The organism is Clostridium sp. LS (genome assembly GCF_002760435.1).
GTDB lineage: Bacteria > Bacillota > Clostridia > Clostridiales > Clostridiaceae > Clostridium.
Map to the genome: position 1 here is coordinate 1 of NZ_AUUU01000114.1, position 12,101 is coordinate 12,101.

At 26.6% G+C, this 12,101-nt stretch carries 9 protein-coding genes; 2 read left to right on the plus strand and 7 right to left on the minus strand.

The window, feature by feature from the left end; all coding sequences use genetic code 11:
* Positions 1 to 181 precede the first annotated feature (181 nt).
* The 6 genes from COL3_RS21890 to COL3_RS21915 form a co-directional block, all read right to left on the minus strand.
* Positions 182 to 967 carry a TIGR03943 family protein gene (locus COL3_RS21890; RefSeq protein WP_008419987.1) on the minus strand — a complete coding sequence of 262 codons (786 nt, stop codon included), beginning with the start codon at positions 965 to 967 and terminating at the stop codon, positions 182 to 184.
* 85 nt (positions 968 to 1,052) lie between these two features.
* Positions 1,053 to 2,657 (minus strand): permease, encoded by a 1,605-nt coding sequence (locus COL3_RS21895; RefSeq protein ID WP_008419988.1) that lies wholly within the window; start codon positions 2,655 to 2,657, stop codon positions 1,053 to 1,055.
* 27 nt (positions 2,658 to 2,684) lie between these two features.
* The gene (locus tag COL3_RS21900; protein WP_008419989.1) at positions 2,685 to 3,662 is read right to left on the minus strand and encodes a GTP-binding protein; all 978 of its coding nucleotides are present in this window, start codon (positions 3,660 to 3,662) and stop codon (positions 2,685 to 2,687) included.
* A 244-nt stretch (positions 3,663 to 3,906) separates the two neighbouring features.
* Positions 3,907 to 4,854: a polysaccharide deacetylase family protein gene (locus tag COL3_RS21905; RefSeq protein ID WP_008419991.1), complete on the minus strand. Its 948-nt coding sequence runs from the start codon at positions 4,852 to 4,854 to the stop codon at positions 3,907 to 3,909.
* A 347-nt stretch (positions 4,855 to 5,201) separates the two neighbouring features.
* Positions 5,202 to 6,866 carry a GH25 family lysozyme gene (locus tag COL3_RS21910; RefSeq protein WP_008419992.1) on the minus strand — a complete coding sequence of 555 codons (1,665 nt, stop codon included), beginning with the start codon at positions 6,864 to 6,866 and terminating at the stop codon, positions 5,202 to 5,204.
* Positions 6,867 to 7,069: 203 nt separating this feature from the next.
* A complete protein-coding gene (locus COL3_RS21915; protein ID WP_008419993.1) occupies positions 7,070 to 7,966 on the minus strand; it encodes a zinc ABC transporter substrate-binding protein in 897 nt (298 codons plus the stop codon).
* Positions 7,967 to 8,353: 387 nt separating this feature from the next.
* Between COL3_RS21915 and COL3_RS21920 the strand changes: the two genes are divergently transcribed.
* Together COL3_RS21920 and COL3_RS21925 are read left to right on the plus strand one after the other, a co-directional pair.
* Entirely contained in the window at positions 8,354 to 9,967 is a 1,614-nt protein-coding gene (locus COL3_RS21920) for a permease (protein ID WP_008419994.1), read from the plus strand.
* A 69-nt stretch (positions 9,968 to 10,036) separates the two neighbouring features.
* Entirely contained in the window at positions 10,037 to 10,885 is an 849-nt protein-coding gene (locus COL3_RS21925) for a TIGR03943 family protein (RefSeq protein WP_008419995.1), read from the plus strand.
* 439 nt (positions 10,886 to 11,324) lie between these two features.
* Here COL3_RS21925 and COL3_RS21930 read toward each other — a convergent pair whose 3' ends face one another.
* A complete protein-coding gene (locus COL3_RS21930) occupies positions 11,325 to 11,762 on the minus strand; it encodes a UPF0236 family protein (RefSeq protein WP_008419997.1) in 438 nt (145 codons plus the stop codon).
* Between the last annotated feature and the right edge of the window lie 339 nt (positions 11,763 to 12,101).

The window sequence follows — 12,101 nt, forward strand, 5'->3', positions numbered from 1 at the left end:
GGTTGGATAATAACAAGCGTAATAATCGGATTAAATGCAGTTCTTTTATATTTAACATTTACAGGAAATGTTTAGAGATATTTAGTAAGGTTCTAAAATAAAACCTATAAGCAGTAGTTCATAGATTTACTGCTTATAGGTTTTATTTTTTGCCTAAACATTATAACCATTTCAATAGTTTTTAAAATGGATATAAATATTGAGTATTTGGATTAGGATCTTTTTCTATATGTTCCACTACTATAACTGACTTTACTGCATAGTTAACAGTTTCAGTCTTAAGCTTTCCCTTTATTTTTATCCATGTATCCTTATCATAAGTTTCTAGGTTATTACTATCACATTTAATTCCTACAACTTGTAAATCAGCTGCACAGCATGCCATTACAAATCGACCTATTATAAATTCATTATCTTTTAACTTTTTATCTTTATAAACAAACCCTGTTATTTCTATTTCTTTCCCCTCATATTTATCTGCTTTTTCTATAAGCTTATTAATGGAATGTAGAAAATTGTTAGCATCCACTTCTATAACATTATTTTTTCTGTATAGATTATCATCTTCATCCTGTCCATCACTTTCAGTTTTTTGATCCGATGAATCAACTTTAGAATTATCATAAGTTAAATAAATATTTGATAGTGCATTTGAATTTGTATTTATGTCATCAGTTTTTATTGAAGAATTTGCACTAGCACTTTGCATAAAAAATATCATAATTAATGGAATTATAAAAATCACATAATTTTTATATCTCATTTTCTTTTTTTTGATATGGTAGCTATCTGTAATTAGAAATATTGCAACCATAAACATTGCTACCATCCCAAAAATTGCAAATGGAATAATTCTCGGATGTACATACATTATTATTTCATTATTCCGAATGATTCTAAAGTAAAATACCACAAAACACAATAATATTAGTATTTTAATAATTATATCCGAATTTAATTTTTTCATATACTACCTCTTTCAATCAATCTATTAATATATGGATAATACCTATAAAATATACAACTACATATCCAGTTATTTTTCAATATTCCTAAGCTAATTTACAATTAATCAAAACACCAAATGACACCACAAGAATAATAAATATTAACTTTAATACAAATTTCTTTTTAAAGCTTCCAAAGAGCATAATTGTATTTTTAACATCTAACATAGGTCCAACTACCAAAAATCCCATTATGGAGTTTATCGAAAATAGTTTTAAAAAACCTTTAGCAACAAACGCATCTGAAGTTGAACAAACTGAAAGTAAAAAAGATAATAAAATCATTACTATAAGCGAAATTCTGTTATCATTTGAAATATACATATTACTATTTATAAGTGCTATATTTTGAAAAATACTAGATAAAAAAGTACCAATAATCATAAATTTACCTATATTAAAAAATTCATCTCCTGCATGAATAAATATTGCTTTAATTTTTTGCAGTTTACTTTTTGAATAATCATATTTATCATTACAAAAACCACAATCACATTCAACTATATCAGTATCATTTTTCAAAATCTCTTCATCTTTTTTTATGCTAAATTGCATAATTAACCCTACTAAAATTGATATTATTATTCCAGTAGCTATCCTGTAAATTACTACAGATTTCATTCCTGGAAAAGCATAAATAGTTGCAATAATTGCTATTGGATTTACAATTGGTGCTGCTAACATAAAAGTAATTCCTGCTGCTATAGGAATTTTCTTTTTCATAAGTCCTTTAACTATAGGGATTGTCCCACAATCGCATATTGGAAATAATAAACCTGCAAAAGCTGCAATTATACAAGATACAAGAATATTCTTTGAAAATATTTTAATAAACGTATCTCTAGATATACAAATTTGTATTATTGAAGATACAAAGCTCCCAATAAGAATGAAAGGAAACCCTTGAATCAATATGCTTATAAACACATCATAAAACTTTTTAAATCTATCTAAATATACACTAGATATCTTAATATTTAATGTTGTCAGTGTAATTAAAAAAGTACATAAAAACATTACAAGACTTAAATATAGCAAAGTCTTAAAAACAAAAAAATCATGCTTTTTTATCTCTACATATTCTTCTTCATTTGATTTTCCCTTATTTATTATGGTGACATGTTCCAGAATATTAGCCGTTTCATTAATATTTTCAATTTCTTTTTGTATACTTGAAAATTCTTTTTTCTCTAACTGATTTGTATTGTTTAAGATTATGGTTTCACTATTAAAAATATGAGTACTAACTATACTTTTCATATTTCGAAAATACATAGAAAATTTTATTACATCAATTATACTTATTATGTCATCAATTTTACATATTTTTTTTATACTTTTCTCATTAAATATATTAATAATATTAGTAGAATTTTCCATACCATTTACTTCAATAAAAATTCTATTTGGAGTATATTTACTTATAATTTTTTTTATATAATCTGCATTGATTTCTTCATCTTCATCATTTTTCATTACTATAATTTGGTTTTGATTATTTGAGTTATTTTTTATTTCACAGTTTCCAAATTCATCTTGGATAACTACAATAATTTTATTTTGTAATTCTTCCCCTTGTAACCTAGAATTTATAAAACTCGTTTTTCCAGAGCCAAGAAATCCAATCACTATTTCTACTTTTATGTTCATATTTCACCTCAAAAAATACCATTTAAATTATTTATAAACCTCTTTAAATAAGTAATTTAACTTACTTTTATTTATATTACTTCCAATAATACATATCTTACTAATTTCTTGCTCATTTATATCACTTATTGCAAATTTTCCAGGTACATAATGAAATTGAATGCACTTTCCTGCATCTAATTTTACTATACCTTTACCTCTTAATATAAAACCATAATCTTTGTCTTTTGTAATCTCTTCAAATAAGTCTTTTAATTTATACTTACTAAATTCTTCTTTTGTTTCTAATGACCAAGTACTAAACATACTCTCTGCGCTATGATTATTCTGCTTTACATATGTAGCACTTACTAAATTATTTTTACGAATTACCTTATAATTTTTGAATTGCTCTTCTTCGTCTATTCTTCTATCTTTCTCAAAATTTATTATTTTACTAAAATCTATTTTATTTAATGCTTCTCTAATTATTTTCGCATAAGGATTTATTTCTTCTATTATGCTTACTGTTTCTTTAATTTTTTCTTCAGAAACAGTTTCTATTCTAGTTAAAATAATTATTTTTGCATTTTTAATTTGATCTTTATAAAATTCCCCAAAATTTTTTATATATGTTTTCGCATTAAAAACATCTAAAACTGTAACTAACATATTAAGTTTAATATTACAATCATCATATAAACTTTCACATGCTTTAATCACATCGCTTAATTTTGCCACTCCTGAAGGTTCAATTAATATCCTTTCCGGAGAGTATAAGTCTATTATACTTATAATAGACTCTTTTAAATCACCCGTAAGACTACAACATATACAGCCCGATTTTATTTCTTTTATATTAAGCTTCAACTCTTTTAAAATATCTCCATCAATTGAAACTTCCCCAAATTCATTTTCTATAATTGCTATTTTTTCATCTTTAAATTTCTCATCAATTAACTTTTTTATTAAAGTAGTTTTTCCTGCACCTAAAAATCCAGATATTATATCTATTTTGGTTTCCATATAAGCTCTCCTTATTGCGACAAATTTGCATTTTCATTTAAATAAATTATATCCTCGTATCTATAAAATTACAAGAATAGTACTCGCATATACCATTCTTGTAATAAATTCTTAATATATATTCTATATTTAACTGCATTATAATTTTCTGTACAATAAAAATAGACTGCGCTATTTTCAGTTGGTATTTTTAGCATAAATAGCTCCACAAATATTAACTGAAAATTAACACAGTCATATATAGTTATTTTATAATTTTAAATTCATATCCTTGTCCCTTTAAATACTCTATTATTCCTGGCAAAGCTTTTGCTGTTTCTTCTTTTCCATAAGTATCATGCATTAATATTATTGCTTTTTGTCTACCTGCCACAGTTTTTATAACTTCTTGTTTTAATTGCTCTGCATTTTTAGGCGCGCCTTCTGCATCTCCGGATAACGCATTCCAATCAATTTGATGATAATCTTTGTCATGCAGTGCTTTATCCATAGCTTCTGCACCTTTAGGATCATTTTTATCCCATGTCATTTTTCCACCTGGAAATCTAACAGCTCTTGTTGAAAAATCTTGTCCTAAAATATTTTTTAGAGATTGGCTTGTCTTCTCAAAATCAGACATACAATTCTCCAAATTTATCTTTCCATTTGGATATAAATAGTTATAATCATGGGAATAAGTATGATTACCTATTGCATTACCTTCATCAAATTCTCTTTTTACTAAATCTTTGCTTGCCTGGTCTTTATCTATGTATTTTCCTATAAGAAAGAAAGTTGCATGCACATTTTCTTTCTTAAGAATATCCAATATCTGTGGAGTAACTGTTTCTGATGGTCCATCATCAAAAGTCAAATAAGCAACTTTTTTACCATCAGCACCATCAGGCATTTGTCCTTTCATCTGTTGATCCAAGTATTTTTCTACAAAGGCTGCATTTTCAACTTCAGAATTACTTTCTGTTGTAAGTGCATTACTAACCGTTTCATTTTTATTCTGATTATCACTTGATCCAGACTTTGTATCTTGGTTAGCCTCTAATGCTTGTACTGCTTGTTTATTTGTTGAAAATCTCTGTGCTATTATGGCACTTACTATTACGACAAATATAGAAATAATAATAAATAAAATAGTAATTCTTACTCTTTTGATGTTCTTATATTTGTTTCTATTATACCTATTGCTATACTTCATTTTTCATACCTCTTATGTTTTAATGAATTTTTTACCACTTTAATGATTTATTATCATAAAAAAGACTTTTTCACATTGTCTATATTATAGTATAAGTTTTTAAGTAATTTTATACTATAAAAAAACTGATTTTTTCAACTGGAAATTCAAGTATTTCATACAACTAAAACCATTCTTTACAATAGCTTCTCTTTTTATAAAACAAATTCCTCAAAACTCCAAATCCAAAAGCACGCTCTAACATATCAAAATAATGATATTAAAAAATGCAATTCATAAAAATGAACAGTAATTTTTAGACTGTTCATTAAATTAACTATATAAAATACTTATATCATTACAAGTAATTATTCTAAAATACCTTGTGTAAATTCATCTAAATCTACATTACTGCTTATTCCCTTAACAAATCCTGTATCACTGTATTGATGTCCAACTCTTGAAAACCATATACTATTTGTTGGCAAATTGCTAAGTGGTGTATTATTATAATTTGCTTCCCATAAAGGATAACCAGATAATCTTCCATCTAAATTACTTATGAAACTACTATATGTATATATACCTATATTCATATTACTTATTTTCTTAAATTCAGCTATAAATCTTAAAGTATAGTCCATAACATCAAATCCTGTTGACTCTACATCTAACATTGGTTTCAAATCATTTTTTTTATCTTTTATACTATTATAAAAATTATCAGCTTGAGTTTCTGGAGCGCTTGTCCCAACTAAAAAGTGATAAAACCCAACCTTTAATCCATTAGCCGAAGCCCCATTATAATTAATCTGTAAATATGGATCAACATATGTTGTACCTTCAGTTGCTTTTATATACACTAATTGAACTCCACTTGATTTTACTGCATTAAAATCTATAATACCATCATGATTACTAATATCTATACCATAATATTTACTAGAAGTATTTCCACTGCCAGTAGATACAGAAGAATTTTCACTAGATGTTCCATATCTCTTACCATCAGATCCAATCTTATATCCATCTATTGTAGTGTCGGTAAGCATTCTTCCTGTAGCTATATCTAAATAATAATCACTTCCATTTGATATAACCCATCCTGTTGCCATGGAACCATCATTATTTAAGTAATACCATGTTCCACCAAGATTTATCCATCCTTTTGCCATAGCTCCAGTATCATATAAATAGTAGTTTTTCCCACTTATTGTAATCCATTCTGTTGCCATCTCTCCACTAGCATTAAAATAATACCAGTAACCATTCACATAAATCCATCCATTTACCATCGAACCATTATCATAAAACATATACGTCTTATTGCTTATATTATATAAACCTGTTACCATGCTTCCATCACCTTGAAGGAAATACCAACTGCTATTATCTTTAATCCAACCAGTTTCTATCCTTCCACTTTTGTCAGCATAATACCATTTATTATTTACCTTTATCCATCCACCATTAGCATACATGGCTCCTGAATTAGTTAAATAATATAAGCTTGAACCATCAAATTGAATTCCTGTTGCCATAGCTCCTGAGCTAGTTAAAAAGTACCACTGATTATTTATCTGTTTCCAGCCTGTAACCATAGCTCCTGAGTTATCTAAATAATACCAGGCACTACTATCATATAACCAGCCAGTTACCATCTTTCCGTCACCTTTTAGGTAATACCAATTACTATCAGGTTTAATCCATCCAATTGCCTTAGTATTATCTGATTTATAATAATACCAAGCTCCATTTTCATTTTTCCACTCAATAGTTGATGTTATGTTAGGCTTGCTATCTCCAGTTTTAGTTATACTTTGCGGATTATTTACTGGAATAACATTTAATACATTAAGTGCAGCTGGTTTACTTTCAGGTGTTCCTGGATTTGGTGCTGCACTTGATGATTGACCGCTATTACTTGTATTTTCCACATCCGTAGTAGCAGCTTGTCCCCTTATTGTCGGAATTAAACATAAAACAACAATAAAAGTTAAAATAAATGTAATGAGTTTCTTTTTAATATTCAAACTAACCTACCCCTTATTTATGTAATTAAAATTCTGCTTTTAGGTATTTTATTTAATAACTATCTTTATCATAATGTAATCGACAAATTATTACAACACATAATTTACTTGAAACCAAAATAATTAGAAACTTTTACTTAAATTTTAATTAAATCCATATTTTATTATTAAATTTTGTTTTTATAATAAAATAGTCTTTGCTTCTATTCATTTGATAAACATTTATATATTGCATCTAAATTATATCTCATAGATTCTATATAATCTTTATCATCTTCTTTTGATTCTAGTGTTAAGATTGGCACAACATCTGCACCAACTTCCTTGGCTAAAGTTTCTGATACTTTTGGACTTGCAAGTGATTCAGAGAAAACAATTTTTATATTATTCTCTTTACAAAAGTTAACCAAATCTTCTAATTGCTTTGGAGTTGGTTCTCCTTCCGCAAATAGATTTTCTACTGATTTTTGTGTTAATCCAAAATCTCTGCATAAATATCCAAACGCTGCATGTCCTGTTATAAAGTCCTTTTTACTTAATGTATCAAATTTAGGTTTATATTCATTATATAAACTTTCCAATTCACCTTTAAACTTATTATAATTATTCTCATAATAATCTTTGCTCTTTTCATCTAGTTTAACAAGAGCATTTTTTATATTTTCAGATTGTATTTCTGCATTTTTTAAACTTAACCAACTATGAGGGTCAATAGCATCCCCCTCGTTTCTTGCTTGTGCACCATTACTTGAGTCAACAATAAGCGTATCTTTATCTTTAATTACATCATTAACTTTATCTACCCATGTCTCCATTCCTAGTCCATTATAAATAAAAGTATTACTTGTAGTTAACTCTTCTAGATCTTTAGCTGTAGGTTCATAATCATGCGGCTCCACATTATCTGGCACTAGACAAGTAACATTTGCCTTATCCCCGGCAATCTCTTCTGCAAATTCTTTCAACGGATATATTGAAACCACAATACTTAATTTATCATTCTTTGTATTTTGTGTCGTAGTTTTTGTATTAGTTCCACAACCTATTAGAGTAATACCAATTAGCATAGCTAAAACTCCTGAAATAATTTTCTTTTTCATATTCTCCCTCCACATGCATATGATTTGCATTTGCATTTTTTATTTAATAATATTACTGTTAAAGTTTAAATATGTCAAGAGTAGTTAAAGCTTACTTAATTTTATTTATCATAATAAATCAACAATTTGCATATTAATAAAAATAATATTTTTATGTAAATATCTTTATTGAAATATTCCATATCGGGTAATATAATCCATATGAACACAACTACAAATTCATTGCAACAAGGAGGGCTTATACGAAAACTAAAATCAATATAAATATTTAATTCTCTGAAATTATAATAATAAATCTTTATATCATTATAAATAATTCAAATAACAATAAGCTAAACGGTATATTTAAAAGATTAAATTTATTTAATAAATGTTTTGAGGTAGATTATGAATATAAAAGTTGAAATAGTATTAGGCTTTCTTGAATCAGGTAAAACTACTTTCATAAATTCCATGCTTAAAAGTGATGAACTACAAAATGAAACTATTGTGGTTATTCAAGATGAATTTGGTAAATGTGAAATAAAAGCTGACTTTAATAATTCAAAAAGAAACAATAAAATTATTGCAATAAAAAATGACGGAAATGGTGATATTACTGCAAATTATATAAAACAAATCATACAAGAATATTCTCCAGATAGAATTTTCATCGAAGTAAATGGCATGAAAAATTCTAATGCTATTATTGATATATTTAATGATAAAAATATAAAAAAATTATGCAAAATTGATGACATAATAACTGTAATTGATGTGAAAGAGTTTTCTATACTTTTTAGAAATATGAAAGGTATGCTAGTTCCTCATATTTTTAATAGCAATACTATAGTCTTAAATAATGTAAACAAATTAAACAAAAAAGAATTTATAAATATTCAAAAAGAAATTAGAAATATTAATGAAACGGCTCGCCTTCTAGAACATGTTTCTTTATTAAATGTAAAAGAACTTTATCAAGAAGAATATATAGAAATTAGCCAAAATCAAAATTTTTATTTAAAAACATTATTTTATATAAGTTTACTAATGTTTTTATTTATCTTCTTAACAACCTTATCAATGTCTGATGCTAGTATATATACCAAATATTTTGATGAGTTTAAAAGATTTTATACTGTATTTATAAGTATCTTAATTCAAGGTTTTCCCTTTATCTTAGTTGGAAGTTTTGTATCTGCAATAATACAAATTTGTATATCCAGAGAAACCTTTATTAAAATATTTCCAAAAAATATTTTTTTATCGTGTATAATTGCTGCTTTGGCAGGTTTATTATTTCCTATATGTGATTGTGGGACAATTCCTGTTGTTAAAGGTCTTATAAAAAAGAAAATTCCTCTAGCTGCTGGAGTTACTTTCATGTTGGCAGCACCAATAGTAAATCCAATAGCAATTATCTCAACTGTATATGCTTTTCAAGGAATGAAATCAGTAGTAATTTATAGAATAATTGCCGGAATAATAATCTCTATTTTAGTAGGTTTAATTATGCAATTTTGTACAAAGAAAAACGAGAGTATTTTAAAAAGTGATGATACTATAATTGATTGTAGCTGCGGCTTTTGTGATGATAATTATGTTTATTCTAAAAGTAAATTGGACAAGATTAAAGCAGTATTTATTCATGCAGGAGATGAATTTTTTAATATAGGTAAGTTTATGATTATTGGTACATTTTTATCTAGTATTTTTCAAACTATAGTATCCATAAATAATAATATGTTTGTTCCAAAGGATAGCAGAATTTCACTTTTATTAATGATGCTATTATCCTTCTTACTTTCAGTTTGTTCAACTTCAGATGCATTTATTGCAAAAGGCTTTTTAAAACAATTTTCAATAAATTCAATAATGGGTTTTCTAGTAGCAGGCCCTATGCTGGATATTAAAAACACCATTATGCTTTTTGGCAGTTTTAAAAAGAAGTTTGTACTTAAATTAATATCTACCATTCTTTTAGTATCATTTGGAGTTCTTATTAATCTTAAATTACTCTAGAGTACTGAGAATTATTTATCAGTAAATTATATCATAAGACACCATAACGTTAATTTGGAGATGAATAATATGAAAAAATTAAATTTAGATATAGTTATTAAAATATTAATATTATTGGTTTTTTCGGCGTTTTACTTTAGAATTATTAGAAATAATGAAATAATAATGTATGTACATCCAAGAATGATTCCATTTGTTATTTTTGGAATGATATCAATGTTTATAATTGCACTATTTCTAATTCCAGACAGCTTCCGTAATAAAAAAAAGAAAATCAAGCTTAAAAATTATATAATTTTTATATTTCCATTAATTATGATATTTTTTATGCAAAATACTAATACAAACTCTGCGGTTACAACAGGTGATGTAAATATAAATTCTAATACTTCATCAAATACTGATTCTTCTAAAAGTTCAAATATATCTCCTAATCAAAATAATGATTTGAAGAGCACTTTGCTCGCTAACTCAACCTATGAATTATATAGCGGGAAAACCGAAAGTGACGGACAAGGCATCCAAGATAAAAATCAACTAGACATTGAAAATAATATTATACAAATAAATCTTAAAAATTTCGTACCTTCTCTTGATGTGATTCTAGGAAATCCTGATAAGTATATAGGTAAAGAAATAGAAATGTCAGGTTTCGTATATAAAGGCAAAGATTTAGATTTAAAAGGAAATGAATTTATACTAAGTAGATTTATGATGGTGTGTTGCGCGGCTGATCTACAAGTTGCAGGAATTGAATGTGATAGTAATAATCTAGGATCTTACGATAATGGTACTTGGATAAAAGTAAAGGGGAAAATTAAAACTGATACTTCTGGAGATGAGGTGGATCCAATTATAGTTGCTGAACAAATAGAAAAAGATCCTAATCCAGATACTTCTTATGTATATCCATTTTAGAAAATATGGATATATGTTTTTTTCTAACAAATAGCCTCATACTGATTTCATGATATGAGGCTTTCAATATTCTAACAAAAAAGTCTAAGTTATCTATGGTACAGTTTACCGTAAATAACGTAGACTATTTCTATGCTACAACATTTAAGAATACTGTGAACTAAATTTTGCATTGGCGTGTATTTCAGGTAATATATATTAAACTATAAAATACAATATACGAATAACTACTTTTTATCCCATTCCGGTACCATCAGTTCAGTATTGCCGCAGTTAGGACATTTACCATGCGTTTACCCATTGAATGAAAGGTAAAAATATAATTAAAAACACTTATTTTAAAGCTTGAACCACATTTAAGTCAGATAAAATTTTTATAAAAGTGCAGCCTTTCTTATTTCTTTAAAATCCTACATCAAGATAAAAAAAGCCTTACGATTTAGGCGTTAAATAGTCCGTCCTTTTCTTCAAAAAGAATTTCTACTTGCTTTTTACCTTCGAGTTCATTGTTAAAATATTTTTGTATTCTTTCCATTTCAGAACTTTTTAAAAGTTCTCCAATATCAGATACACGGTTTTTAATTGTTTGATGACTAGGATTGCAAAGCACTGAAGAGTCATTTTGTTTGCTCACATTTCTAAAGGATTCTGCTGACGCTTCGTTTACTAAATTTACAGCTTGCTTAAGAGTTGATTTTCCAAAAAAATCAATATCTAATGCTTCGTCCAATAAAAATGTTGTCTTAGATTCAGCTCTACTTATTTTCTCTCTATAATATCTGCGCTTATAAGTTACACTACCAAAGGAAGTATTTATGGTACGTTTTCTTTTTATATCTATAAATTCCTTTATCTCTGCTATTAAATATTTCATCATCAATGCTTTCTAAAATTTTTCGAAAAATATCAGTACCTATTTCATAGAGAAATTCTGCAATTTTTTTCTCAATAATATTGAATTATAAGTCGCTATATTCTATACTATTACACATATAAATCCCTCCATTCAATATGTTTTGTTCTTAATTATATTGTAATAGGGATTTATATGTTTGGGGAGATATTTTTCAATTATATGGAATATCTTCCTTTATTTTTGCCTACAAAAATTTTACGAACACATGTAAATATTTTGTCAATAATATCTATTTAAACATAATTTTTTGGTTATTTAAATAGTATTTTATCGCTCTATATAAATTATCTAAATACTATC